The following is a 26,221-nucleotide window of genomic DNA, read 5'->3' as shown; positions in this document are numbered from 1 at the left end:
ACCGGTTGTACCGGCCTTTCCGGGGAAAGGGAGACATGTCCGACACCTCCCGCCCGCGTGCCGTGACCACACCCGTCCCGCCCACTCCCGCGACCGGCTACCGCCCGCTGGTCGAGGCCACCCTGCCCCTGCTGCGCGACTGGCTGCCGCGCCGCCGCTGGTTCGCCGGCAAGGGCCACCCGATCTCGGCGATCACCCCGCTGGCCGTCACCGCCCTGCCCGGCCCGACCGGCCTGGCCCGGGGCACCGGCACGCTGCTGCACCTGCTGCTGCGCGTCGAGCAGCGTCAGCCGGGCGGCGGCGCGCCCGTCGTCGACGTCTACCAACTCCTGCTCGGCGCCCACCCCGACGGGCCCTCCGGCCTGCACGGCGCGGACGTGCCCCAGGACGCCGTGATCGGCCGGATCACCAGCGGCCCGCACGACGGGCTGGTCACCTACGACGCAGCCTACGACCCGGCACTGACACGCCGGCTGCTGGCTCTGCTCACCTCGCCGCAGCGGCTCGGTCCGCTGCGCTTCTCCACGCTCGGCGGACGCCTGCCCGCGGCGGCCCCCGGCCGGGTCGGCACCGCCGAGCAGTCCAACACCTCGATCATCTACGACGCCGGCGCCCCCGCCGAGGCGGCGATCCTCAAGCTGTTCCGGCGGGTCGCCCCCGGCCTCAACCCGGATCTGGAGCTGTCGCTGGCGCTCGGCCGGGCCGGCAGCAGCCGGATCCCGGCGCCGCTGGCCTGGTTCGAGGCGGAGCTGCCGGACGCCCCGCAGGAGGCCCCGGCGACGCTGGGGGTGCTCACCCACTTCCTGCGCGAGGCCGAGGACGGCTGGGAGCTGGCGCTGCGCCAGATCCAGCTGCTCGACGCCGATCCGTCCCGCGTCGGCAACTTCGCCGCAGAGTCGTTTCTGCTCGGCCGGGCCACCGCCGACGTGCACCTCGCGCTGGCCCGCAGCCTCCCGGTGACGGTGCTGCGCCGGGCCGAGGTCGAGTCGATGGCGGAGACCATGGCGCTGCGCCTGGACGCCGCCTGCCTCGCGGTCCCCGCGCTGGGCCGGCACCGGGACGCGCTGCGGCAGGTCTTCCGCGACCTGGCCCTCGCCGCACGCGGCGGCCTGCGGCTGCGCGCCCAGCGCGTGCACGGCGACCTGCACCTGGGTCAGGTGCTGCGCAGCGCCCGCGGCTGGGTGCTGCTGGACTTCGAGGGTGAACCGGCCAAGACGCTGGACGAGCGGCGCCTGCCGCAGCCCGCCGTCCGGGACGTCGCCGGGATACTGCGCTCCTTCGACTACGCCGCCGCCCACGCCCGCCTCGCCGACCCGGCCGTCGCCGCGACCTGGGCGGCCCGCAACCGCGAGGCCTTCTGCGCCGGCTACGCGGCCACGGGCGCGGAGGACCCCACCCTCGACCCGGTGCTGCTGCGCGCCTTCGAGACCGACAAGGCGGTCTACGAGGTGGTCTACGAGGCGCGGCACCGCCCCGACTGGGTCAGCATCCCCCTGGCCGCCTGCGCCCGACTGGCCACGACGACGGCACACCCCGCGGCCGTCACCCCGGACACCCCGACACGACAGACCCCGACGGAGGCATAGATCGTGACCCGGTTCGACGTACCCGCCACCTTCAAGGGAGCGCACACCAAGACCGGCGGGGGTGCCGCCGCCAGGAAGGCGGCCGCCGGCACGGACCGCGGCGCGCGGAAGGCGGTGGACGCCGCCGCGAGCGAGCCGCTGCCCGTCGCGGACGCGGAACGGCCCGTGCCCGAGGCGCCGCTCGCCCCCGGCGAGGTGGAGCGGCTCGTCGGCGGTTGGCACCACGATCCGCACGGGCTGCTGGGCGCGCACGACACGGTCTACGGCACGGCCGTGCGCGTGCTGCGCCCGCTGGCCGAGCGCGTCGTCGTCGACACCGGGACCGCCACGTTCGAACTGACCCACCAGCAGGACGGGCTCTTCACCGGCCTGCTGCCCAAGGGCAGCGTCACCGAGGGCTACCTGCTCCAGGTCGGCTACGCCGGAACGGAGCACGAGCAGGAGGACGGCTACCGCTTCCTGCCCACGCTCGGCGAGACCGATCTGCACCTGATCGCCGAGGGCCGCCACGAGCAGCTGTGGCGGGCGCTGGGCGCGCACCCGCGGCTGATCGAGGGAGTGAACGGCACCGCGTTCGCGGTGTGGGCGCCGAACGCGTCCGGGGTGCGGATCGTGGGCGACTTCAACGGTTGGAACGGGGCCGCGCACCCGATGCGCTCGCTCGGGGCCAGCGGGGTGTGGGAGCTGTTCGTGCCCGGCGTCGGCGAGGGCACGACGTACAAGTTCGAGATCGCCACCCGCGACGGGCGGATGCTGCAGAAGGCCGACCCGCTGGCCCGCCGCGCCGAGTGCCCGCCCGCGACGGCCTCCGTGGTCACCTCCTCGCGCTACGAGTGGCACGACGCGGACTGGATGGCGACCCGCGGCCGACTGCCGCACCACCAGGCGCCGATGAGCGTGTACGAGCTCCACCCCGGCTCCTGGCGGCCTGGCCTGACGTACCGCCAGCTCGCCGACGAGCTGCCGGGCTACGTCCGCGACCTCGGCTTCACCCATGTCGAGCTCATGCCGGTGATGCAGCACCCCTTCGACGGCTCCTGGGGCTACCAGGTCTCCGGCTACTTCGCGCCGACGTCGCGGCTGGGGACTCCGGACGACTTCCGGTATCTGGTCGACGAGCTGCACCGGGCCGGTATCGGCGTGATCGTGGACTGGGTGCCCGCGCACTTCCCCAAGGACGACTTCGCGCTGGCCCGCTTCGACGGCGAGCCGCTGTACGAGCCCGCCGACCCGCGTCGCGCCGAGCACCCGGACTGGGGCACCCTCGAGTTCGACTACGGCCGGGCCGAGGTGCGCAACTTCCTGGTCGCCAACGCCGTCTACTGGGGCGAGGAGTTCCACGTCGACGGCCTGCGGGTCGACGCGGTGGCCTCGATGCTGTACCTGGACTACTCCCGCGAGCACGGCGAGTGGCTGCCCAACGAGCACGGCGGACGCGAGAACTGGGACGCCGTCAGGTTCCTGCAGGAGATGAACGCCACCGTCTACCGGCGCTGCCCCGGCATCGTGACCGTCGCCGAGGAGTCCACCGCCTGGCCCGGCGTCACCGCGCCCACCGACCACGGCGGCCTCGGCTTCGGCCTCAAGTGGAACATGGGCTGGATGCACGACTCGCTCGTCTACATGAGCAAGGAGCCGGTGCACCGCAGGTTCCACCACAACGACATGACCTTCTCGATGGTCTACGCGTACAGCGAGAACTACGTGCTGCCGATCTCGCACGACGAGGTGGTGCACGGCAAGCGGGCGCTGGTCTCCAAGATGCCGGGCGACTGGTGGCAGCAACGCGCCAACCACCGCGCCTACCTCGGCTTCATGTGGGCCCACCCGGGCAAGCAACTGCTCTTCATGGGCAGCGAGTTCGCCCAGGGCGCGGAGTGGGACCACAAGGAGGGCCCGCAGTGGTGGGTGCTGGACCCGAAGTGGCCCGCACACGCCGAGCACGAGGGCGTGCGGGACCTGGTGCGCGACCTCAACCGGCTCTACCTGGACACCCCGGCGCTGTGGCAGCTGGACGGCGACCCGGCCGGCTTCTCCTGGCTCGACGGCGGCGCGGCGGACGACAACGTCTTCTCCTTCGTCCGCTACGACACCCAGGGACGGCCGCTGGTCTGCGTCAGCAACATGTCCCCGGTCGTCCGACACGGCTACCGGGTGGGGCTGCCGACGGTCCGGGCCGACGTCCGGGACGCGCGCTGGCTGGAGATCCTCAACACCGACACCGCTGTCTACGGTGGCAGCGGGGTGGGCAACCCCGATCCGGTCAAGGCCGAGCAAGTCGAGTGGAACGGCCGCGACACCAGTGCCGAGCTGACCCTGCCGCCGCTTTCCACCATCTGGTTGAGCCCCGCGTAGTCGAGCGTGCGGCCGTATCCTCGGCCGCATGACCGTCGTCGAGATCCCCGGGTCCAAGTCCGTCACCGCGCGCGCCCTTTACCTCGCGGCGGCCGCCCAAGGCACCACCACGCTGCGACAGCCGCTGCTCTCCGACGACTCGGAGGGCTTCGCCGAGGGACTGATCTCCCTCGGCTACGCGGTGGACCGGCAGCCGGGGGCCTGGACGATCGAGGGGCGCCCGGCCGGCCCCGGCGTCGCCGAGGCCGACGTCTTCTGTCGTGACGGCGCGACGACCGCGCGCTTCCTGCCGGCCCTGGCCGCGGCCGGGCACGGCTCGTTCCGCTTCGACGCCTCCGCGCAGATGCGCCGTCGCCCGCTCGGCCCGCTGACCGAGGCGCTGCGCGAGCTCGGCGTGGACCTGGTGCACGAGGAGGCCGAGGGTCACCACCCGCTGCGGATCGAGGCCCGCGGCATCAAGGGCGGCCCGCTCACCCTGGACGCCGGCCTGTCCTCGCAGTTCCTCACCGCGCTGCTGCTGACCGGCCCGCTGACCGAGCGGGGCCTGGACATCACCGTAACCGACCTGGTCTCCGTGCCGTACGTGGAGATCACGCTCGCGATGATGAACCGCTTCGGCAACCCGGCGCACCGCGAGGGCGACACCTTCGTCGTCCCGCCCGTTCCCTACACGGCGACGGACTACCTGATCGAGCCGGACGCCTCCACCGCCAGCTACGTCTTCGCCGCCGCCGCGCTGACCGGCAACTCCGTCACCGTGCCGGGGCTCGGCACCGACTCCCTCCAGGGCGACCTGCGCTTCGCCGAGGTGCTGCGGGAGATGGGCGCCGACGTCTCGATCACCGCGGAGGGCACGACCGTCACCGGCACCGGCGGGCTGCGCGGGGTCACCGTCAACATGCGCGACATCTCCGACACCGTCCCGACGCTGGCGGCGATCGCGCCGTTCGCCGACGGCCCGGTGCGGATCGAGGACGTCTACAACACCCGGATCAAGGAGTGCGACCGCCTGGCGGCCTGCGAGCAGAACCTCACCGCGCTCGGCGTCCCGGTCAGCACGGGCCGCGACTGGATCGAGATCCGGCCCGCGCAGCCGCGGGGTCCGGTCGAGATCGCCTGCCACGGCGACCACCGGATCGCGATGTCCTTCTCGGTCACCGGACTGCGCACCCCCGGCATCACCCTGGACGACCCGGGCTGCGTGAAGAAGACCTTCCCGGGCTTCCACGAGGCCCTCGCCGAGTTGCGCGCGGAGTGGGGCGTCTGAAGAGTCGTCCGCAACGGTTTTCGTGACATGGGCCGGAAATCGCCACCGATTCCGTAGCCCAGGAAAGCCACTGAACGAATTCCGCCAAACCATTGCCAGTTTCGGTCCGCTAGCGGCACCATGTGGCACGCGCTGGAGCCAGAGGTGTCCGAGCGGCGACCCCGCTTCCGGAAACACCAGCGACACAAGGCTGTTGCCCAGCTCGCGATCACACCTGCTTGAGTGCGTCCGGCATGCCTGCGTGCCCGCGCACATCCATCCCCACCAACCGCCGGCCGAGGCGTCCCTCCCCCACACCCTCGGCCGGCGCAGGAGAGGTTCCGTTGAGCGAGTTCACCCCGACCGAAGGCAGAGGCGGCCTCAAGGCCGACGTCCTCGGCACCTTCGACACCATCGTCATGGCCATCGCGGGCAGCGCCCCCGCCTACTCGCTGGCTGCCAGCACCGTCGCCCTGCTCGCCGCGGCCGGTCTCTTCAGCCCCGCCGCCCTGCTGTGGTGCGCGATCCCGATGCTGGGCATCGCCTGGGCCTTCAACTACCTCGGCCGGTTGGACGTCAACGCGGGCGCCAGCTACTCCTGGGTCGGCCGCGCACTGCACCCGGCGCTCGGCTTCGCCGCGGGCTGGTCGCTGGTCGTCTCGGCGCTGATCTTCATGGTCGCCGGCTCGCTCCCGGCAGGTCAGTACACCCTCTCCCTCTTCTCGGCCTCGCTCGCCGGCAACACCTGGGCCTGCGTGGGCGTCGGCGCCTTCGTCTTCCTGGTGATGGCCCTGCTGGTGCTGCTCGGCGCGCGGATCACCGCGCACGCGCAGTGGATCATGACCGGCATCGAGGTGCTGATCCTCGCTGGCTTCGGCATCGCGGCGCTGATCCACGGCGGCAGCGCCGCCCACTTCCAGTGGTCCTGGCTGTGGGGATTCGGCCACTTCGGCGGGTTCAGCGGCTTCGCCGGTGCGGCGCTGGTGGCCGCCTTCTACTTCTGGGGCTGGGACGTCACCGCCAATCTGAGCGAGGAGACCACCGACTCCAAGAAGAACTCCGGCATGGGCGGTCTGCTCGGTGTCGCCGCGGTCTTCGCGCTCTTCGAGATCGTCACCATCGCCGTCAACATGATGGTCAGCCAGAAGGACATCGCAGGCGGCGCGCCGTTCCTCAACACCCTGGGCGAGGCGGTCTGGCCCGGCGCCGGCGGCAAGATCATGGTGCTGGCCGTCGTCCTCTCCACCGTCGCCACCCTGGAGACGACGCTGATCCAGATCAGCCGCTCGCTCTTCGCCATGGGCCGCGACAAGACCCTGCCGGCCGTCTTCGGCAAGACTCACGCCCGCTGGCAGACCCCGTACGTGGCGCTGGGCGTCATCGTGGTGATCTCGCTGGGCCTCTTCGTGGCCTCCAGCGCGCTGGGGTCGGTCACCAAGATCCTCGGCGACGCGGTGGCCGCGATCGGTCTGCAGATCTGCGTCTACTACGCGCTGGCCGGCATCGCGGTGGTCGTCGCCTACCGCAAGGTGGCGTTCAAGTCGCTCCGCAACCTGATCTTCGTCGCGGTCTGGCCGGGCGCGGGCGCGGTCTTCATGGGCTTCCTCTTCATCGAGAACTGCATGAACCTGCCGCTCACCCAGATCCTGATCGGCCTCGGCGCCCTGGCCCTCGGCATCGTCCCGCTGGCGATCTACTGGGCCAAGGGCAGCAGCTTCTACACCAACCCCGGCGCCCGTCTGGACGCCGCGCTCGCCGACGCGGTCGACGCCGAGTTCGGCAGCTCCTCCCTCAAGACGACCGCCCCGCACGGCGGCGGCGTCGCCACCGATCTATGACGATCCACCAGCACCAGTAGCCGCAACCGGCAGTCGGAAACGACTGCCGGTTGTCGGCTTTCCGCATTCGGCACTCATGCAGGGGAGCCACCATGGCCCGCGCCTCACGACGCCGCACCACCGCACCGCAGTTCGACCCGACGTTGGGCGACGTGGACCTCGCCACGGCCCGCCGGGACCTCGTCGTCGGCCGCTGGCAGGGGGCGCGCGACCTGCTGCGCGACACCGGCGCCGACTGGGACCGGCGCACCCACCGGCTCCGGCTGCTGGCCGACGCCGCCGCCTCCACCCGCACCGTCGAGTCCTGGCAGGTCGCCGAGCCGAACAGCCACGACGCGCTGGCGCTGCGCGCCGAGACCGAGGTGCAGCGCCTCTTCCTCGCCGTCTCCGGGGCCGCGTCCAAGCAGAGCAGCGGCACCCCACCACCGGCGCAGGACGCGCTGGAACGGCGCGAACTCGACCGCACCGCGCGGATCTGCCTGCAGGCCGCGGAGCGGAACCCCGTCGACCCCACCCCGTGGGTCTCGCTGATGACCCTGGCCCGCCTCTACGGCGGCGGCCACCCGCACGTCTGGCACTGGTGGCGCGAGCTCCAGGCCCGCGACCAGTTCAACCGCGAGGGCCACCACCAGGTGCTGCGCCACCTGTCCGCGCGCTGGCACGGCAGCTACGGCGAGATGTACAACTTCGCCCGCGACAGCGCGGCGTTCGCCCCCGCGGGCTCCCCGCTGGCCGCGCTGACCCAGGCGGCACGCGCCGAACACTTCCGCCACCGGGTCGAGTCGGAGGGCGCGGCGGCGGTCGGCCTCACCTACCACTGGACCCACGAGGTCGCGGTCCAGGCTCTGCACGGCACCCTCCGCGGCTGGATCGCCCACCGCGCCCCGCGCGAGTTCGCGGCGGACGTCACCGATCTCAACCTGCTCCTGCACGGCCTCGTCTTCGCGGGCCTCCTCAGCGAGGCCCAGCAGGTCTCCACCCTCCTGGGCGACCGCCCCACCCGCGTCCCCTGGTCCTACTGCGGCGACGCGATGGGACTCTTCCAGCACTGGCGCACCCAGCTCGGCGGCTAGCAGGAGATGTGGGACCTTGGTCACCAGTTCCCTGGTGCGCGCCACGCTGTCCGAAATGCGAAGGTAGGCTCGAAGCCGCTCGGACAAGGACTGTGAACGGAGTGCCTCGGTGGCCCGCAGTGTCTACGTGACCGGTATCGGGAGGGGAGACGGCCGGCAGGCCGTCGAGCTGGGAGTCATGGAGCTGCTGACCCGGCACGTCGACCGGGTGGGTCTGTTCCGGCCCCTGGTGCACCCGCCCACCGACCACGTGGTCGAGCTTCTGCGCGGGCGCTATCGCGTCGACCTGCCGCGGGAGGCCCTGTACGGGCTGAGCTACGACGAGGCCGCCGCCATCCAGGCCGAGCGCGGCCAGGAGGAGCTGGTCGGGCTGCTGGTGGACCGCTTCCGCGCGGTCGAGCGCGACTGCGAGGCGGTGCTGGTCCTCGGCACCGACTTCGCGTCCACCAACATCCCCGACGAGCTCGCGCTCAACGCGCGGCTCGCGAACGAGTTCGGCGCGGGCGTCCTGCCCGTCATCGGCGGCCACCGCGAGAGCGCGGAGACGGTCGTCAACGAGGTCCGCAACGCGCACCGCTCCTACACCGACCTGGGCTGCTCCATCCTCGCGATGGTCGCCAACCGCGTCGCACCCGGCGACAAGCAGGCCGTGGCCCGGCGGTTGGCCAAGGGGCCCGACGTCCCCTGCTACGTGATCCCCGACGACCCCGCGCTGTCCGCGCCCACCGTCACCCAGGTGGCCGAGGCCACCCACGCGGAAGTGCTGCTCGGCGACCCGGCGGGCCTCGCCCGCGACGTGCGCCGCTTCGTCTTCGGCGGCGCGATGCTGCCCAAGTTCCTCGACGCGCTCTCCGACGGCTGCCTGGTGATCACCCCGGGCGACCGGGCCGACCTGCTGATCGGCTCCCTCGCGGCCCACGCCGCCGGAGCGCCGCCGATCGCGGGCGTGCTGCTGACGCTGGGCGAGACGCCCGGCCCGACGGTGATGAAGCTCGCCGAGCGGCTCGCCCCCGGCACCCCCGTGCTGGCAGTGCAGGAGGGCAGCTACCCGACCGCGATGGACCTCTCCACGCTGGAGGGCAAGCTGACCGCGGCCAGCCCGCGCAAGGCCGAGACCGCGCTCGGCCTGTTCGAACTGCACGTGGACACCGCCGAGCTGACGGACCGGATCGAGCTGACCCGCACCGAGCGGGTCACCCCGATGATGTTCGAGCACGAGCTGCTGGAGCGCGCCCGCGGGGCGACGCTGCGCGAGATCGTGCTGCCGGAGGGCGCCGAGGAACGGGTGCTGCGCGCGGCCGAGGTGCTGCTGCGCCGCAACGTCTGCCACCTCACCCTGCTCGGCGCCGAGGACGCGGTCCGCCGCAAGGTCGCCGAGCTGGGACTGAACCTCACCTTCGAGGTGGAGGACGTCGCCGACGAGGCGAACGGCGCCCGGGCCCGCGCACGGATCATCGACCCGGTCACCTCCCCGCTGCGTGACCGCTTCGCCGAGGTCTACGCGGAGCTGCGCAAGCACAAGGGCATGACCGTCGAGCTGGCCCTGGACGTCGTCTCGGAGGTCAGCTACTTCGGCACGCTGATGGTCCAGGAGGGCCTGGCCGACGGCATGGTGAGCGGCGCGGTGCACTCGACGGCGGCGACGATCCGCCCCGCCTTCGAGATCATCAAGACCTCGCCGGAGGCGAAGATCGTCTCCTCGGTCTTCTTCATGTGCCTGGCCGACAGGGTGCTCGTCTACGGCGACTGCGCGGTCAACCCCGACCCGGACGCCGAGCAGTTGGCCGACATCGCGATCCAGTCCGCGGCGACCGCGGGCCGCTTCGGCGTCAGCCCGCGGGTGGCCATGCTCTCCTACTCGACCGGCACCTCCGGCTCCGGCGCGGACGTCGACAAGGTCCGCAAGGCCACGGAGCTGGTGCGCGGGCAGCGCCCGGACATCCAGGTCGAAGGCCCGATCCAGTACGACGCGGCGGTGGACCCGTCGGTGGCCCGGACCAAGCTGCCGGGCTCGGCCGTGGCCGGGCAGGCGAGCGTGCTGATCTTCCCGGACCTGAACACCGGCAACAACACCTACAAGGCCGTGCAGCGCTCCGCCGGGGCGATCGCGGTCGGGCCGGTACTGCAGGGGCTGCGCAAGCCGGTCAACGACCTGTCCCGCGGCGCGCTGGTGCAGGACATCGTCAACACCGTGGCGATCACCGCCGTCCAGGCCCAGCAGGCGGCCGCGCACCAGGCCGCCGCGCGGCAGAAGGAGAACGGGCAGTGAGCGACGCCACGCGGGTCCTCGTCCTCAACTCCGGCTCCTCGTCGGTGAAGTACCAGCTCATCGACATGGCATGGGGGTCCCCCCGGCCGGAGGCTGGGGGAGGCGCCCGGCTGGCCTCCGGCATCGTGGAGCGGATCGGCGAGGGCCAGGGCCGGATCAAGCACGAGCCCGCCCGGCACGCGCCGCGCGAGCGGTACGAGTCGTTCCCGGACCACGCCGGCGCGCTCGCCGCCGTCGCGGACGAGCTGGCCGCGGACGGGCTCGGCCTGGACTCGCCGCGCCTGGCGGCCATCGGCCACCGCACCGTGCACGGCGGCACCCGCTTCACCGAGCCGACGCTGATCACCGACGAGGTGGTCGAGGAGCTGCGCGAGCTGATCCCGCTGGCCCCGCTGCACAACCCGGCCAACATCACCGGCATCGAGGTGGCCCGCAAACTCCGCCCCGACCTGCCGCAGGTGGCCGTCTTCGACACCGCCTTCCACGCCGGGATGCCCGAGTACGCGGCCCGCTACGCGATCGACCGGGCCGTCGCCGACGCCCACCAGGTGCGCCGGTACGGCTTCCACGGCACCTCGCACCAGTACGTCTCGCGCCGCACCGCCCAGCTGCTGGGCAAGGATCCCGAGGCGGTGAACGTGATCGTGCTGCACCTGGGCAACGGCGCCAGCGCCTCCGCCGTCGCCGGCGGCCGCTGCGTGGACACCTCGATGGGCCTGACCCCGCTGGAGGGCCTGGTCATGGGCACCCGCTCCGGCGACCTGGACCCGGCCGTGGTCTTCCACCTGCACCGCGTCGGCGGGATGTCGATCGACGAGATCGACACGCTGCTGAACCGCCGCAGCGGCCTGCTGGGCCTGTGCGGGGACAACGACATGCGGGAAATCGGGCGCCGAATGGCGGAGGGCGACGACGCGGCCCGGCTCGCCTTCGACATCTACATCCACCGGCTGCGGAAATACATCGGCGGTTACTACGCGGTAATGGGCCGGGTGGACGCCATCGCGTTCACCGCCGGGGTGGGTGAGAACTCCGCGGCGGTGCGCGAGGCGGCGCTGGCGGGGATGGAGCCCCTGGGCATCGAGCTGGATTCGGTCCGCAACGCGGTGCGCGGCAGCTCGCCCCGGCTGATCTCCTCGGACGCCTCTCGGGTGCAGGTCGCGGTGGTCCCGACCGACGAGGAACTGGAGATCGCCCAGCAGACCTTCTCCGTTGTGCGCCGGAGTGAGGGCGTCATGCACGGAAAGACGTGGAATGCGCCGAATGAGCTCGAAAGGTAAGCCGATAAGATGAGCCATATGCGCCGAGCCAAGATCGTTTGTACTCTGGGTCCCGCGACGGATGGATTCGAACAGCTCAAGTCGCTGATCGAAGCCGGAATGAACGTCGCCCGACTGAATATGAGCCACGGCAGCCACGCCGAGCACGAGAACCGCTACAAGAACGTCCGGGCGGCCGCCGAGGCCGCCGGACGCGCCGTGGGCGTGCTCGCCGACCTGCAGGGCCCCAAGATCCGTCTCGCCACCTTCGCCAACGGTCCAGTGACCGTGGAGAACGGCGACACCTTCACCATCACCACCGAGGACGTCCCCGGCGACCAGCACATCTGCGGCACGACCTACAAGGGTCTGCCCGGCGATGTGAAGCCCGGCGACCCGGTGCTCATCAACGACGGCGTCATCGCCCTGGAGGTCGTCAGCGTCGACGGCCCCCGCGTGGTGACCCGCGTCGTCGAGGGCGGCGTGCTCTCGAACAACAAGGGCATCAACCTGCCCGGCGCGGCGGTCAACGTCCCCGCGCTCTCCGAGAAGGACGTCGAGGACCTGCGCTTCGCGCTGCGCCTCGGCGTCGACATGGTCGCCCTCTCCTTCGTCCGCAACGCCGCGGACATCGAGGACGTCCACAAGGTCATGGACGAGGAGGGACGCCGCGTCCCGGTCATCGCCAAGGTCGAGAAGCCGCAGGCCGTCGAGGCGATGGAAGAGATCGTCATGGCCTTCGACGCGGTGATGGTCGCCCGCGGCGACCTCGCGGTCGAGTACCCGCTGGAGAAGGTCCCGCTGGTGCAGAAGCGTCTGATCACGCTCTGCCGCCGCAACGCCAAGCCGGTCATCGTCGCGACCCAGATGATGGAGTCGATGATCACCGCGTCCCGGCCGACCCGCGCCGAGGCCTCCGACGTGGCCAACGCGATCCTGGACGGCACCGACGCGGTCATGCTCTCCGCGGAGTCCTCGGTCGGCAAGTACCCGATCGAGACCGTGCAGACCATGGGCCGGATCATCGAGGCGGCCGAGGAGGAACTGCTCGCCCAGGGCCTGCAGCCGCTCAACCCGGGCCGCAAGCCCCGCACCCAGGGCGGCTCCATCGCCCGAGCGGCCTGCGAGCTCGGCGACTTCCTCAACGCCAAGGCCCTGGTGGCCTTCACCAAGTCGGGCGACACGGCGCGCCGTCTCTCCCGCTACCGCTCCCCCATCCCGATCATGGCCTTCACCCCGGAGACCTCGACCCGCAACCAGCTGGCGCTCAGCTGGGGCGTGGACACCTTCGTGCTCCCGCAGGCCCCCAACACCGACGCCATGGTCGACCAGGTCGACGAGGCCATGATGGCCCAGGGTCGGTACGGGAAGGGCGACACCATCATCGTCACCGCCGGCTCCCCGCCCGGCATCATCGGCACCACCAACATGGTCCGGGTCCACCACCTGGCCACCGGCGACTGACGCCTCCCCGCACCACCCTGACGGCCCCCCGGCGCACCCGCGCCGAGGGGCCGTCCGCATGCTCGGGCGCGGCCGTCAGTGCGCCACACCGCCGTAGCCGACCGTCCAGCCCGGGCCGAGTTCGCCGGCCAGCGCGGTCGCGAGCCGCGCGCCCTGGGTGACCAGCTCCTCGCGGGTCGGCGCCGCTTCCGCGCCGTGCACCCCGATCAGCGCGTCGACATGCCGCCGCACCCCCGCCGACCAGCCGTAGAGGCCGTCCACCAGGGCGTCGCCGATCGGCAGGGCGAACCAGGCGTCGTCGGGGGCGAAGTCGCGCCGCGGGTCACCGTCGAACCGCAGCGGCCAGAAGCCGTACTCGGCGCAGACCTCGACCGTCCGCGAACCCTCCGGCGGCTCGTGCGGGGCCACCCGCCAGTGGAACGCGTCGCACTGCCAGCAGACCAGCTGCCAGCAGTCGTGCACGTGGTCGTGGCAGCGGACCAGCCATCCGGGGCCGAGCTCCCCCGCCAGCCTCCTGGCGACGCGTCTCCCCGCCCGCAGGTGACGCCGTATCGGCTCACTGCTCCGGGGCAGCCCGGCCGGGAACGCGGCGACCCAGGCGCCCAGCTCGGAGCGGAGCTCCGCGGACAGCCCGAGCTCGGGAGCGTCCGGGGTGACGGGCTCGCCCGCCGGTCCCCCGACGCTCAGCGGCGACGGTGCGTCAGGGCGCAGCCAGATCTGCTGGAACTCGTGCATCCCGCCAGCCTCGCCCGCCCCCGGGCGCGGATCAACCACCGCCCGGCGGGATCGGGACCGTCACCCGGCCGTCCTGTCGGGGGCGTCGGCCACGGCGTCGAGGGGTCCCAGCACGGCCCAGGGGTTGGGCAGAGTGCCGGGGGTGGCGTAGCCGTGGACGGCCGCGTGCGGCGGGGCCGCGTGGACGAGGTGCGTGCCGGCGTCCGCCGGGCGGGCCGCGTAGGCGCTCCAAGGGCCCTCGAAGGTGACCACCAGGTCGGCCACGTCGAGGTAGGCCGGGTCGGGCGGCAGGCCGGGGTTGAGGGCGACGTAGGCGGCGCCCAGCGAGCGGGCCGCGACGGTGAGGCGGGCGTAGTGTGCCAGGGCCGCGGAGCCGTCCGGGGTCTGGTCGAGGAAGACGCCGTCGACGGCGTACCACTCGCGGTGGCGGGCGATCTCCGCGACGACCTCGGCGTGCGGGCGGCGGCCGTAGTCGGTGTCCACGTAGCCGAGGACGCGGGTCGCCGACAGGCCCGCGCGCACGGTGGCGTACGCCGGGTCCGGGGCGGGGCCCGGGCCGCTGGCGGGGTTGATCACGACGGCCGTCAGCCGCGGCGCCGCCGCGCGCAGCACCGCCCATGACGCCGGGTCGGCCTCCGGATGGAAGTACGCGGGCACCAGCAGCCGGGGTATCGCGTCGTCGCTCACGCCCGGTTCAACGAGTCCGCGGGCATGAGGAAACCCCCTCCGGGCGAACCGGAGGGGGCCTCGGGAAAGCGCTACTGACCGAGCGGCGTGTAGTACAGGTGCATGCCGGGGATGGTCAGGTTCCCACCGAACTGGCCCTGCTGGATCGCCGTCACGTCGCCCAGCTCGAGGGTGAGCGGGATCGGGACGGAGCCGATCAGGTTGTAGAGCCACTGCGGCAGCGTGTCCGGCGTCAGGTCGATGCCGATGATGCCGCCCAGCGGGATGCCCTCGGCCGCCAGCAGCGTGCCCTTGAGCTCGGTGACGTACATCGTCACCGTGCCGCCGCGCATCGTCGAGGTCGACCCGGGCGAGCCCTTGACGTGGACCTCCTGGCCGCGCTGGTTCGCGGACATGTCCAGGTCGCCGATGTTGACCGCCTCGGCGGTGAACTTCAGCACGCGCTCGGTGCTGCCGTCCGCCAGCGGGATGGTGACCACACCGTGGAACTCGGTGTTGATCAGCTTCAGGTCCGAGGAGTGCAGCGTCCACTTCTCCACCGGCATGGTGCCGGCCGCCAGCTGCGAGCTGACCGAGGTGTCCATCGGCGCGGCCAGGTGGCTGACGTCGCACGCCTTGTTCGGGTCGCTGCTCGCCGACGCGCTGGGCGTCGCCGACGCCGACGGCGTCGGCAGCAGGCTCGGCGTCGAGGACGCGGACGGCGTGCTGCTCGGCGTGGGCGTGGCCGAGGTGCTGGGCGCCGCGGCCGTGCGGGCCGCCGCGTGCGCCAGCGGGACCACGCTGGGCGTGCCGGAGGGCGACGCGGACGGCGTGGCCGAGGGGGCCGTCGTGGTGGCGGCCGTGTGGCCGCCCAGCAGACCGCCCAGCAGGCCGCCGAGGAGGCCGCCGGAGGAGGAACCGCTGCTCTGCGAGGGGCTCGGCGAGGGCGAGGGCGTCCCGCTACCGCCGGTACTGCCACCGGTGCTGCCGCCACCGGAGCCGCTGGGCTGCGAGGGCGTGGACGTGGGGGTGGACGAAGCGCCGCCCTGCGACGTCTTCGCGCCCGTGCCCGCCGTCTTCGCCGCGGCGCCGGTCGACGGAGTCGACGAGGCGGACGGGCTGGACGAGGTCGCGCCGGTGGTCGTGCCGGGCGCGCCCTTGGTGCAGTTCGCACCGGTGGCCTCCGGCGCGGCTGCCGGAACCGCCTTGGGCGCCACCTTCGGGGCGTCCGCGGCGAAGGCCAGCTTCGGCGCCAGCGTGCCCATGAGCAGGGCCGTCGGCATGGCGGTCAGGGCGATGGCGCGGCCGACGGGGCGCTGGATGCGCCCGCGCACGGTCTGCCGGGGAGCAGCGTGGCGGCCGGAGTTACGGCCTGGCTGCTGCTCGTTCTCACTCGACACTCTTGCTCTCCTCCTGCGGCTCCTGCGGCTGCCACTGCTGCTGCGGCGCCGTCGGCTGCGCGGCCGGACCGGCCGCGCCCGCCTGCTGGGTCGGAAGAACCACCTGGGTGTCCGCCTCCGCCGAACGCTCGGCGACCGCCGCGTCCGCGGCGCCCTCCCCGGCCGGCTGCGGCGTTGCCTTCAGCGGGGCCCAGGAGCACGCGAGCGCGCCGCCGAGGATGCCGAAGATCAGGCCCAGCCCGAAGCCGCCGAAGTTGGAGACCGGCAGCGAGATGATGCTGAGCACGATCGCGGCGATGCCCGCGAAGACGCGGATCATCGGCTGGAACCAGCACGAGATGCCGAGTGCCATCAGCAGCAGGCCGATGACGGCCGAGCCCGCGCCCGCGGTGGTGGACATCTGGATGCGCAGAGCACCGAGGCTGAGGGTGGCATAGGGGAAGTAGAGGATCGGCCCCGCGGCGAGCAGGACCAGCAGGCCGCCCCAGAACGGGCGGGTCCGGCGCCAGGCGCGGAAGGCAAGGCGGGCCTTGTGGAACCCACTCATCGGATCGGGCTGCGCCGTCGTCGTCGCGCTGGTCACGTGGCAGCTCCCAGGGGGTGTAGCTCGTCGGGGTTGGAGCTCGATGGCTCAAAACTCGAAAGGGGGACGGCGGGGAGGGGACAGGCCCTCCCCGCCGAGAGACCTCGGATTACCTCGGATGCGTCAGAAGCAGGGGTTGTCGCCCGACGCGAGGTTGAGGTGCATGTTGGCCAGCGCGAAGGTGCCGGCCGAGGTGGCCCACGCGGTCTGCTTCACGTTGGTCAGGTCGGCGGAGTCCGCCTCCTGGCCGAAGCTGCCCGCGAAGCCCTGCTGGGCGGCGGAGGTGGAGTCCACCGGGCCCTTGCTGATGGCGCCGCCGGCCACACCGATGTTGATGTTGTTGAAGGTCGCGGTGTCGGCCTTCAGGTCCGTCATGTCGATGAACAGCTTCGACGCCTGGACCGGCGTACCGGCGTCACCCGCGGTGATCTTCAGGGTGAAGTTGCCCAGCGGGCCAAGCGGCACGGCCACCGACTGGCACAGGTTGGTGATCGTGGCGCTGTTGAACCCGGACACCGCGACCGGCATCGCGGTCTTGACGCCCTTCTGGTCCACCACCGTGTCGACGGTGCCGTACTGCGAGAAGCCGTTGCCGTGCAGCGAACCCGCCTGCACCTTGAACGACGAACCGGAGAGCGCGAACGAAGCGGCCAGCGCACCCTGGGCAATGCTGACGCCGACGGCGGCCGTGGCGGCCAGGGTCGGCACCATGACGACGGCGAACCGCTTCCAGCGGGTCTTGCCGAAGGTCTGGGACATGAGTCGAGATCCTCCTTCTCGGACGTACATCTCCCGGCCTGGTGTGGGGGCCCGACCGGAGATGGGGAGAAGAGCTACGTCCTCGGGAGGTGAGAGCACCCCCGAGCGACAACCACTCGTGCGTGCCGAGGGGCACGCCCGTTGCGAGTACAGGCTCCATCCGTTGGACGGAGACCCCCCTGTCCTCAACTCAGACGCCGGCGAACCGACGTCCGCCCGGTGGGGATTCCGCCGCCCGTTCCCGACCGGCTGCCGGGGAAACGAGTGATGGACCGAGCGTGCTGATCGTGGTCCATGTGGAGCCGCTGCACAAGTGGTTCATTACCGATGAGTAAGGAACACGTGAACTGGACACCATGGCTCGAAGCATTCGTTCTGACGCTCCGTAACGGTGATCACGTGACACTCGGGGCCAACCCGCAGGAAAGGCTGGCAGAACGGGCAAAGGCGGCCACGGAAAGTGACCGCCCTGCCGCAATGTCAAGATTTGATAAACCTAATCCCGGGGTCGACACATCGTCGCAACACGCTCACAAACGTGACACCCGTTAGAAGAGCTTGCGTGCCAGCGCGCTCCGCGCCTTCACAACCCGCGCATCATCCGCCCCAATGACCTCGAAGAGCGACAGAAGGTGCAGCCGCACCCGGTCGCGCTCCTCGCCGAAGGTGCGGCCCACGGTGTCGACCAGGCGTCCGAAGGCGTCGTCCACATGACCGCCCACCAGATCGAGGTCGGCCGCGGTGATCTGAGCCTCGACGTCGGCCGGCCGCTCCGCGGCGGCGGCGCGCACCGCGCCCGGGTCGACGCCCTGCACCCGCTGCAGCAGCTCCGCCTGAGCGAGGCCCAGCTTGGCCTCCTCGTTGCCCGGCTGCCCGGCGAGCACGTTGCGGTAGGCCTGGATGGCGCCGCCCAGGTCGCCCTGGTCCAGCGCCTCGTGCGCCAGCGCGACGGCCGGGTCCACCGGCGGCTCCGCCTCCTCGACCGCGACGGCCGGCTCGCCCTTGCCACTGCGGACGCCGGGCTCGCCGGCGATGCCGAAGCGCTCGGCGGCCTCCTTGATCAGCTGGTCCAGCAGCGGGCGGATCTCCTCCGCCATGGCCGGGCCCTCGAACAGCGGGATCAACTGGCCGGCGACGACGACCAGCACGGTCGGCAGGTCGCGCAACTGCAGCTGCTGGGCCAGCCGCTGGTTCTCCCGGACGTCCACCTCGGCCAGCACGAAGCGGCCGTCGTACTCCTCGGCCAGCGCCTCCATCACCGGGACCTGCTGCTCGGCCGGGCCGTAGCCCTCGGCCCAGAACAGCAGCAGCACCGGGACCTCGGCGGAGAGCGGGATCACCTGGGCCTGGAAGTCGGCCTCGGTGACGGAGAAGACCAGGGGCTCGACGGCGGCGTCCGCCCCGCCCGCCTCGGCCTTGCGGGCGCGCTCGGCGCGCATCTCCTCCGCCTTGGCGGCGGCGTCGGCGGACGCCTTGACCGCGGCGAGGTCGACCGCGCCGCGCAGGGACATGTTGTTCCGTGGCTGCATGCGTCTATCCTCCCCCGTCGCGCGGTCCGTTCGCACCAATACCCCCGCCGTCCCGTTGGATGCAGGACTCCGGGGGCCGTGCTGCGGTGGTGCCTGGTCGTGCAAGTCAGCGAGCGCGGATCCCCATCCGCGCGGCAGCGTGGTTGTCACTCTTTCGCTACGAGTCGTAGCGTATATCCACCCCCCACCCCGGCGCAGCCGGAATCGGGTGAGCTGCGCCACTCTTCCCGACCGTGTCTCGGCCTCCTGAGTACCGACGAGTAGCCTTCGTTAACCCAGCCGTCACACAAGGAGCCGCAGACGTGACCCCACCGTCCGGCCCCCGCAAGGGCCGCCCGCGCAACGCCGACGCGGACGGCGCGATCCTCGCGGCGACCCGCGAGGCGCTCGCGGAGTTGGGTTGGGGCGGTCTGACCATGGGCGACGTGGCCGTCCGCGCCGGCGTCGCCAAGACCACGCTCTACCGGCGCTGGCCCTCCAAGAACGAACTCGTGGTCGCCGCGGTCGCGGAACAGCTGGACGAACTGGAGATGGCCGACCTCGGCAGCCTGCGCGCCGATATCGAGGCCGTGGTCGCCCAGTTCGCGTCGCTCCTCTCCGCGCCGGAGACCCAGGCCGCCCTGCTCGCCCTCTTCGCCGAGGCCACCCGCGACCCGCTGCTGCGCAGGCGCGTCCGCGAGGCCATCATCGAGCCGCAGAAACGTCTCGTCCTCGCCGGCCGCGCCGCGGCCCAGTCCCGCGGCGAACTCCCCCTCGACACCTGCGAGGAGACCGCCTCCGCCGCGGTCGACATCATCTTCGACACCGTCGCCGGCACCGTCGTCCACCGCATGCTGGTCAGCGGCGAACCGGCCACCCCGGATTGGATCAGCTCCTTCGCCACCCTGCTGCTGGCCCCGCTCGCGGGAATCGGCGCGGGCACGTAGATCATCTCCGGCTGACCCTCGGTCAAAGACCCTCAGGCCATCGAGAACGCTCTCGACCTCTGCCGACGGATGTTCCCGTGATGTACAGCCTGCTTCTCACCGGCCCCCTCGACCGCGACGACCTGCGCGCCGCCCTCGCGCGGCCGTTCGCGGCTGCGCCGAACGATGTCGACGTCTCGGCCGCAGATGACGAAGACCGCGACTGGGAGACGCTGGTCGCCTGCACTGTCGAGCCCGTGAGCGGCGACGTCACGTGGAGCCTGGAGGTCGTCTGCGAGGCGGACGACCGTTCCCTGCCCGACGGGCCCGGGCTGGCCCGTGTCGTGGCCGCGGCGCTGGGGCAGCCGGTGCTCTGCCCCGCGCAGCCCTTCCCACCCAGCGCCTACTGGCTGGCGGCCCCCGGCGGGCTGCTGACCCGGGCCCGCCTCTACGACGTCGACGACGACACGGGTGAGGAAGGGGCACCGCGTCACGTCATCGACGCTGTCGGCGATCCCGTCCCCGAGATGCCGCAACTGCGGGTCGCCCCGCAGCCCGAGGTGATCCGCGAGCACCCGATGCCGACCCCCGTCAGCGACGGCCTCGCGCTGCCGGACCCGCTGCCCGACGGCCTGCGCCGGGCTCGCAACGAGCTGGGGGCCTGGGAGTCGCTGGTCGCCCGGATGACGACCGGCTGGCCGCCGGACTGCTGGTACCCGGCCGCGTACTTCCGCGAGGACCTGGAGGTGCGCGACCGTCTCGGCCTGCTCCTGGCAGGCCCGGGCGCTGAGCTCCTGCTCGCCGCCTTGGAGGAGGTCGACGCCGCCTTCCGTGCGGCGACGCAGGAGGACGGCGGAGCCTCCCTCGCCAAGGCGTTGGACCTGCCCCGCGTCAACCTGGCCTTGCGCGGCTGGTGGTGGCAACGCGCCCCCCAGCCGCTCCCCTGGCGCGATCAGCCGGGCTGACGGAAGCCCGAAGGGCGGGGATCGTGGGCTTCCACCCACGATCCCCGCCCTTCACCGCATCAGCCCGGCTGCTCCGGCTCAGAAGCCGGCCGGCTCCACGTAGACGCCCCACTCGTCGCGCAGGACGTCGCAGATCTCGCCCAGGGTGGCCTCGGCGCGGACGGCGTCGAGCATCGGGGGGATCATGTTCTCGCCCGCGCGGGCGGCGGCGAGCATGGCGTCGAGGCCGGCCTTGACGGCCGCCTCGTCGCGGGAGGCCTTGCGGTCGGCGAGGACGCGGACCTGCTCGCGCTCGACCTCGTGGCTGACCCGGAGGATCTCCAGCGGCGGGGTCACCGAGCCGGTCGCCGTGTTGACGCCGACGACGCGCTTGTCCCCCTTCTCCAGCGAGGTCTGGTACTGGAAGGCCGCCTCCGCGGTCTCGCCGGTGAACCAGCCGTTCTCGATGCCGCGCAGGATGCCGGAGGTCATCGGGCCGATCGGGTGCTGCTTGCCCGCGCCGACCGCGGCCGCGCCCATGTCCAGGATCTTCTGGAAGATCGCCTCGGCCTGGGCCTCGATCCGGTCGGTCAGCGCCTCGACGTACCAGGAACCGCCCAGCGGGTCCGCGACGTTGGCGACGCCGGTCTCCTCCATCAGCACCTGCTGGGTGCGCAGCGCGATCTCCGCCGCCTGCTCGCTCGGCAGGGCGAGGGTCTCGTCGAGCGCGTTGGTGTGCAGCGAGTTGGTGCCGCCCAGCACCGCCGAGAGCGCCTCGACGGCGGTGCGCACCACGTTGTTGTACGGCTGCTGCGCCGTCAGCGAGACGCCCGCCGTCTGGGTGTGGAAGCGCAGCCACTGCGCCTTCTCGGTCTTGGCGCCGTAGACGTCGCGCAGGCGCTTGGCCCAGATCCGGCGCGCGGCACGGAACTTGGCGATCTCCTCGAAGAAGTCGAGGTGCGCGTCGAAGAAGAAGGAGAGGCCGGGGGCGAAGACGTCCACGTCCAGCCCGCGCGACAGGCCCAGCTCCACGTAGCCGAAGCCGTCGGCCAGGGTGAAGGCCAGCTCCTGCGCGGCCGTCGCACCCGCCTCGCGGATGTGGTAGCCGGAGACCGAGAGGGGCTTGTACGCCGGGATGTTCGCGGCGCAGTACTCCATCAGGTCGCCGATCAGGCGCAGGTGGGGCTCGGGGGCGAAGAGCCACTCCTTCTGCGCGATGTACTCCTTGAAGATGTCCGTCTGCAGCGTGCCGTTGAGCACGCCCGGGTCGACGCCCTGGCGCTCGGCGGCGACGAGATACATGCAGAAGACCGGGACGGCCGGGCCGGAGATCGTCATCGAGGTGGTGACGTCCGCCAGCGGCAGGCCGCGGAAGAGCACCTCCATGTCGGCGGCGGAGTCGATGGCGACGCCGCAGTGGCCGACCTCGCCGAGCGAGCGCGGGTCGTCGGAGTCGCGGCCCATCAGCGTCGGCATGTCGAAGGCGACGGAGAGGCCGCCGCCGCCCGCGTCCAGGATCATCCGGTAGCGCTCGTTGGTCTGCTCGGCGTTGCCGAAGCCGGCGAACTGGCGGATGGTCCAGGTGCGGCCGCGGTAGCCGGTCGGGTAGAGGCCGCGGGTGAAGGGGAACTCGCCGGGCCAGCCGATGTTCTCGAAGCCGGGGTAGGTCGTGCCCGCGGGCGGGCCGTACGCCGGCTCGACCTCGTCGCCGGAGAGCGTGGTGAAGTCCGCGTCCCGCTTGCGGGAGGCGTCGTAGCGCTGCTGCCACCGCTCCCGAGCGGCATCCATCTGCTCTGCGTCCATCGGTGGTGGCCCCTGCCCTTCAGATGTTCGGACGTCCTAGTACCTCAATTTACTCGGACGTCCTACTACCTGTCGATGGAGACATGGCGCACAGCGCCCCACGGTCCGGTGAACCGTGGGGCGACAGAGGAGGAAGGAGCGCTCAGGCGCTGACCAACCGGTCCTGCTCCTGGGCGGCGAGCTGGGCCTTCATCTCACGCACGACACGGCGCTCGACGAAGAAGACGGCGGTGGGGATGGTCCCGGCGAGGACCGTCCAGACGATCTTGCCCATCGGCCACTCGAGCTTCATGCCGAGGACGAAGGCGACGACGACGTAGGCCATGTACAGCCAGCCGTGCAGGGTACCGATGATCATCACCGGCGTGTGGGTGGCGCCGAAGCCGTAGGCGGCGATGCAGGCGACGCAGAGCAGGACCAGGCCCACGCCGGTCACGTACGCCAGTGCACGGTAGGCCGTGAGCAGGGAGGTGGGGTTGGACTTGTTCATAGTCATCGAGAGTAGACCGGCAAAAGTCGATCTCTCACACCGCCCCGGACTCCTGGGAGTCCTCGAAGTCCCCTGCGGCTATCCGCAGCGGGCGCAGCATCTCGAACAGCTGCTTGCAGCCCTCGGCGTCGTAGCCGGTCAGGCCGAAGTCCATGGCCATCAGGTCCCGGGTGGCCGCCTCGACCACGTCCCGCCCCTTGGGCGTGATCGCGGCCAGTACGCCTCGGCCGTCCAGCGGGTTCGGGCGGCGGGTGACCAGACCGGCCGCCTCCAGGCGGTCGACGGTGTTGGTGACGCTGGTCGGGTGGACCATGAGCCGCTGCCCGATCTTGGACAACGGCAGCTCGCCGGCCTTGCTGAAGGTGAGCAGCACCAGTGCCTCGTAGCGGGCGAAGGTCAGCTTGTACGGCTTGACCACCGCGTCGACCTGCGCCAGCAGGATCTGCTGCGCCCGCATCACCGACGTGATCGCCGCCATGGACGGAACCGCGCCCCAGCGCCGCGCCCACAGTTCGTCGGCGCGTTCGATGGGGTCGAAGGACAGGCTCAGCGGCTTCGGCACGCTGACACCGTACCGCTTGGTCAGGAGTGTGCGACCAGCCGTCTCACGCCATGGTGGGCGCGGTCTCCCGCTCCTCGCGGGCCAGCAGCCGCTCGGCGTACAGGCCGCCGAAGGGGATCACCGACAGCGCCATCACCCAGGCGAAGCGGCCGAAGCTCCAGCCCTGCTCGCGCCAGGCCAGCAGCGCGAAGATCGCGTACGCGATGAAGAGGCAGCCGTGCAGCGGGCCCAGCACCGGCACCGCGTTGAAGTCCGAGTTGTACTTCAGGTAGGTGCAGACGAGCAGCAGTACGAAGGAGACGCCCTCCGGCATGGAGACCAGACGAAGGCGGTGGACGGCGGTGGTCTTCACTACGAACCTCTCGGAAATGTCGCAATCTCGCGCCAAGGGCGCCGGTTCAGTATGACTGACCGGTAATTCCCGCCCGAAGCGGGCTATTCTCCATGGCCATGACGAGGGACTGGGACCGCCGACACTGCGCCCGCAAGGGCCACATCACCTACGCACCGACCGAGCCCGAACTGCGGGACCGGTTGCACGTGGCGACGGCGGTGGGCGAGGCCTGGCGGTGCCTGCGCTGCGGGGACTTCGCGATCGGCGCCCCGCACGGCGCCGGCCAGGCCGCCGACGCCCCCTACGTTCCGCGCGGCAAGGCCCTGCGGGACCTGTTCATCCTGCGCTTCCTGGCCGTCGAGCGGCTGGTGCGCGGCGTCTTCATCGTGCTGGTGGCCTGGGCGGTCTGGAAGTTCAGCAACAGCCAGACCTCGGTGCAGCAGCTGTTCAACGACGACCTGACGCTCTTCCGCCCGATCGCCCAGCACTACGGCTTCGACCTGGACCACTCGGCGGTCGTCGACTCGATACAGAAGACCTTCCAGTACAAGCACAGCACCCTGCTGATCACCGCGGTGGCCCTGGTCGCCTACGCCTTGATCGAGATCGTCGAGGCCTTCGGCCTGTGGGCGGCCAAGCGCTGGGCGGAGTACCTGACGGTCGTGGCGACGGCCGCGTTCCTGCCGCTGGAGATCATCGAGCTGACGCACAAGGTGAGCGGGTTCAAGATCGGCACGCTGGCGCTGAACGTGCTGGCCGTCCTCTACATCCTGCTGGCCAAGCGCCTCTTCGGCCTGCGGGGCGGCGCGAAGGCGTTCGAGGCGGAGCGGCACGGCGCCTCGCTGCTGGAGGTGGAGGCGGCGGCACACCAGGCCTCGCTCCGGGAGCGGGAGGCCCAGGTGGCCGAGGGTGCGGCCGGAGCGCTGGCGAATGTCCACCGGACAGTGCCACTCGATCGGGTGGCACCGCAGCGGGGCGGGGCCGTGGATCAGCCTTCGAGGATCGTTGAATAGTACAATTTTCAACTAAACGACGTATGATCAGGGCTATGGACACCACCACCGCCCCGGCCGTCCTCTCCGAGTCCCCCACCAAGGGCCCGCAGGACGACGCCCCGTGGCTCACCGCGGAGGAGCAGCGTCTGTGGCGAGCCCACCTGGAGGTCAGCCGGCTCCTGATGTACCAACTGGAGCGTGAGCTGCAACCCTACGGGCTCTCGAACAACGACTACACCATCCTGGTCGAACTCTCCGAGGCTCCGCAACGCCGCATGCGGATGACCGACCTTGCGGTCGCCACACTCCAGTCGAAGAGCCGCCTCTCGCACCAGATCACGCGCATGGAGGCGGCCGGCCTGGTCGCCCGGGACACCTGCCCGGGCGACCGCCGCGGCCTGTTCGCGGTGCTGACCGAGCAGGGCTGGCAGACGATGCGGCGCATCGCGCCGCAGCACGTGCGCAGCGTCCGCGAGCACTTCATCGACCGCTTCGACGAGGACCAGGTCGCCTCCATGTACGAGGCCCTGGCCCCCATCGCGGAACACCTGCGCGAACTGCGCGGCCGGGGTTAGCCGGCACTGCCGCTCGGGCGGAAGACGGGCCAGCAGATCTCGGTGTGCCAGCGGGTCTCGTCCGGCGTCTCCCGGCGGCCGACGAGGTAGACCTCGCGTACCGGCCCGTCGACGGCGAGCGCGTGCCGGGCTACGTACCCGGCGAGCGCGCCGTAGCTGCGGTCGGCCTCGATCGGGCGGCCGTGATGCCCGATCACGGCCAGCTCCGCGGCCGGGAGCACCGACGGCCCGACCCGGCCGATGGGCCGGACCGGGCCGTCGCACGGCACGAACACGGTCGCCACGCCGCGGTGCCGGGTGAACATGTCGTCGTCGAAGAGCCCGCAGGCGGGCCCGGTCTCGCGCAGCCCCTGCCCGGCCAGGGTCGCGTACAGCTCCCCCAGCGCGCCCTCGCTCCACGCCCGGCAGTCCTGCGAGTCCACCGTCGCCGAGACCGCCGCGGCCCGGACGGCCGGCACGCTGCGCAGCTGGACCGCGGGCACGTCGGCGGGCGGACCCGTCAGCAGGTCCCGCAGCGAGGACACCGCGAGCTGGGTCCGGCCGAGCTCCTCCTCCAGCCGGCTCAGGTGCGCGCCGATGTGCCGGTTGCGGTCGTCCGCGTCCGACGCGGCCAGCACCGCCTTGACCTCCTCCAGGGGCATCCCGAGGTCCCGGAACCGGCGCACGACCTGCGCGGTCGGGATCTGGTCGACGCCGTAACGCCGGTACCCCGTCTGCGGATCGACCTCCGCCGGCGCCAGCACTCCGATGTCGTGGTAGTGCCGCAAGGTCTTGACGGTGAAGTGGGTGGCGCGGGAGAAGTCCCCGATCGACAGCTGGCTCGTCACCCAACCGATTCTGGACCCTCCGGT

General features: G+C 71.8%; 22 protein-coding genes and 1 pseudogene. 12 read left to right on the top strand and 11 right to left on the bottom strand.

The genetic code is table 11. From position 1 onward, the window contains the following. The first annotated feature begins 35 nt into the window (after window positions 1-35). The 8 genes from DN069_RS41030 (at window position 36) to pyk (ending at window position 13,090) form a co-directional block, all read left to right on the top strand. Entirely contained in the window at window positions 36-1,586 is a 1,551-nt protein-coding gene (locus DN069_RS41030) for a maltokinase N-terminal cap-like domain-containing protein (RefSeq protein ID WP_207892290.1), read from the top strand. Between the two features lie 3 nt (window positions 1,587-1,589). After that, complete coding sequence (gene glgB / locus DN069_RS41025) at window positions 1,590-3,941, top strand: 1,4-alpha-glucan branching protein GlgB (protein ID WP_424556333.1); 2,352 nt, start codon at window positions 1,590-1,592, stop codon at window positions 3,939-3,941. Window positions 3,942-3,969: 28 nt separating this feature from the next. After that, window positions 3,970-5,208 carry a 3-phosphoshikimate 1-carboxyvinyltransferase gene (gene aroA, locus DN069_RS28240; protein WP_111505650.1) on the top strand — a complete coding sequence of 413 codons (1,239 nt, stop codon included), beginning with the start codon at window positions 3,970-3,972 and terminating at the stop codon, window positions 5,206-5,208. A gap of 323 nt (window positions 5,209-5,531) precedes the next feature. After that, on the top strand, window positions 5,532-7,025 hold the full coding sequence (locus tag DN069_RS28235) for an APC family permease (RefSeq protein ID WP_279387937.1): 1,494 nt from the start codon (window positions 5,532-5,534) through the stop codon (window positions 7,023-7,025). A 92-nt stretch (window positions 7,026-7,117) separates the two neighbouring features. Then, window positions 7,118-8,098: a hypothetical protein gene (locus DN069_RS28230; protein ID WP_111505646.1), complete on the top strand. Its 981-nt coding sequence runs from the start codon at window positions 7,118-7,120 to the stop codon at window positions 8,096-8,098. A gap of 109 nt (window positions 8,099-8,207) precedes the next feature. Then, entirely contained in the window at window positions 8,208-10,367 is a 2,160-nt protein-coding gene (gene pta / locus DN069_RS28225) for a phosphate acetyltransferase (protein WP_111505644.1), read from the top strand. Next, window positions 10,364-11,647: an acetate/propionate family kinase gene (locus DN069_RS28220; protein WP_111505642.1), complete on the top strand. Its 1,284-nt coding sequence runs from the start codon at window positions 10,364-10,366 to the stop codon at window positions 11,645-11,647. The genes pta and DN069_RS28220 overlap by 4 nt, the downstream gene beginning before the upstream one ends. 18 nt (window positions 11,648-11,665) lie before the next feature. Then, complete coding sequence (gene pyk, locus DN069_RS28215) at window positions 11,666-13,090, top strand: pyruvate kinase (RefSeq protein WP_111505640.1); 1,425 nt, start codon at window positions 11,666-11,668, stop codon at window positions 13,088-13,090. 75 nt (window positions 13,091-13,165) lie between these two features. On the opposite strand, the gene DN069_RS28210 is transcribed toward pyk, so the two are convergent. The 6 genes from DN069_RS28210 to DN069_RS28185 form a co-directional block, all read right to left on the bottom strand. After that, window positions 13,166-13,825, bottom strand: coding sequence for a hypothetical protein (locus DN069_RS28210; RefSeq protein WP_111505638.1), 660 nt, complete (start codon window positions 13,823-13,825; stop codon window positions 13,166-13,168). A gap of 60 nt (window positions 13,826-13,885) precedes the next feature. Further along, window positions 13,886-14,512 carry a spherulation-specific family 4 protein gene (locus DN069_RS28205; RefSeq protein WP_243639824.1) on the bottom strand — a complete coding sequence of 209 codons (627 nt, stop codon included), beginning with the start codon at window positions 14,510-14,512 and terminating at the stop codon, window positions 13,886-13,888. Window positions 14,513-14,583: 71 nt separating this feature from the next. Further along, window positions 14,584-15,891, bottom strand: a complete 1,308-nt coding sequence (locus DN069_RS28200) for a hypothetical protein (RefSeq protein WP_111505636.1) — start codon at window positions 15,889-15,891, stop codon at window positions 14,584-14,586. Further along, window positions 15,881-16,474, bottom strand: a complete 594-nt coding sequence (locus DN069_RS41020; protein ID WP_207892289.1) for a DUF6114 domain-containing protein — start codon at window positions 16,472-16,474, stop codon at window positions 15,881-15,883. The genes DN069_RS28200 and DN069_RS41020 overlap by 11 nt, the downstream gene beginning before the upstream one ends. Window positions 16,475-16,597: 123 nt before the next feature. Further along, on the bottom strand, window positions 16,598-17,233 hold the full coding sequence (locus DN069_RS28190) for a DUF6230 family protein (RefSeq protein ID WP_111505634.1): 636 nt from the start codon (window positions 17,231-17,233) through the stop codon (window positions 16,598-16,600). Between the two features lie 548 nt (window positions 17,234-17,781). Beyond that, the gene (locus DN069_RS28185; protein ID WP_111505632.1) at window positions 17,782-18,762 is read right to left on the bottom strand and encodes a tetratricopeptide repeat protein; all 981 of its coding nucleotides are present in this window, start codon (window positions 18,760-18,762) and stop codon (window positions 17,782-17,784) included. Between the two features lie 302 nt (window positions 18,763-19,064). Between DN069_RS28185 and DN069_RS28180 the strand changes: the two genes are divergently transcribed. Continuing rightward, a complete protein-coding gene (locus DN069_RS28180) occupies window positions 19,065-19,688 on the top strand; it encodes a TetR/AcrR family transcriptional regulator (protein ID WP_111505630.1) in 624 nt (207 codons plus the stop codon). A gap of 80 nt (window positions 19,689-19,768) precedes the next feature. Continuing rightward, entirely contained in the window at window positions 19,769-20,632 is an 864-nt protein-coding gene (locus DN069_RS28175) for a hypothetical protein (protein ID WP_111505628.1), read from the top strand. 78 nt (window positions 20,633-20,710) lie between these two features. Here DN069_RS28175 and icmA read toward each other — a convergent pair whose 3' ends face one another. The 4 genes from icmA to DN069_RS28155 all read right to left on the bottom strand — a co-directional run bounded on the left by icmA (window position 20,711) and on the right by DN069_RS28155 (window position 23,818). Beyond that, window positions 20,711-22,414 carry a coenzyme B12-dependent isobutyryl-CoA mutase large subunit gene (gene icmA, locus DN069_RS28170; protein ID WP_111505626.1) on the bottom strand — a complete coding sequence of 568 codons (1,704 nt, stop codon included), beginning with the start codon at window positions 22,412-22,414 and terminating at the stop codon, window positions 20,711-20,713. 142 nt (window positions 22,415-22,556) lie between these two features. Beyond that, on the bottom strand, window positions 22,557-22,904 hold the full coding sequence (locus tag DN069_RS28165) for a DUF3817 domain-containing protein (protein ID WP_111505624.1): 348 nt from the start codon (window positions 22,902-22,904) through the stop codon (window positions 22,557-22,559). A gap of 34 nt (window positions 22,905-22,938) precedes the next feature. Further along, window positions 22,939-23,466 (bottom strand): MarR family winged helix-turn-helix transcriptional regulator, encoded by a 528-nt coding sequence (locus DN069_RS28160; protein ID WP_111505622.1) that lies wholly within the window; start codon window positions 23,464-23,466, stop codon window positions 22,939-22,941. A 43-nt stretch (window positions 23,467-23,509) separates the two neighbouring features. Next, window positions 23,510-23,818 carry a DUF3817 domain-containing protein gene (locus DN069_RS28155; RefSeq protein WP_279387936.1) on the bottom strand — a complete coding sequence of 103 codons (309 nt, stop codon included), beginning with the start codon at window positions 23,816-23,818 and terminating at the stop codon, window positions 23,510-23,512. A gap of 98 nt (window positions 23,819-23,916) precedes the next feature. On the opposite strand from DN069_RS28155, the pseudogene DN069_RS28150 reads away from it, so the two are divergent. Both DN069_RS28150 and DN069_RS28145 read left to right on the top strand, forming a co-directional pair. Continuing rightward, window positions 23,917-24,666: pseudogene (locus DN069_RS28150) on the top strand (DUF2127 domain-containing protein); the annotation flags it as partial. A 182-nt stretch (window positions 24,667-24,848) separates the two neighbouring features. Next, window positions 24,849-25,370, top strand: coding sequence for a MarR family winged helix-turn-helix transcriptional regulator (locus DN069_RS28145; protein WP_111505620.1), 522 nt, complete (start codon window positions 24,849-24,851; stop codon window positions 25,368-25,370). Here the strand turns inward: DN069_RS28145 and DN069_RS28140 are convergent. Further along, window positions 25,367-26,197, bottom strand: a complete 831-nt coding sequence (locus DN069_RS28140) for a MerR family transcriptional regulator (RefSeq protein ID WP_111505618.1) — start codon at window positions 26,195-26,197, stop codon at window positions 25,367-25,369. The genes DN069_RS28145 and DN069_RS28140 overlap by 4 nt on opposite strands. Window positions 26,198-26,221: the final 24 nt, after the last annotated feature.

This window comes from Streptacidiphilus pinicola (genome assembly GCF_003258295.1).
Taxonomy (GTDB): domain Bacteria; phylum Actinomycetota; class Actinomycetes; order Streptomycetales; family Streptomycetaceae; genus Streptacidiphilus; species Streptacidiphilus pinicola.
This window is presented reverse-complemented; position numbering and strand designations above follow the sequence as displayed.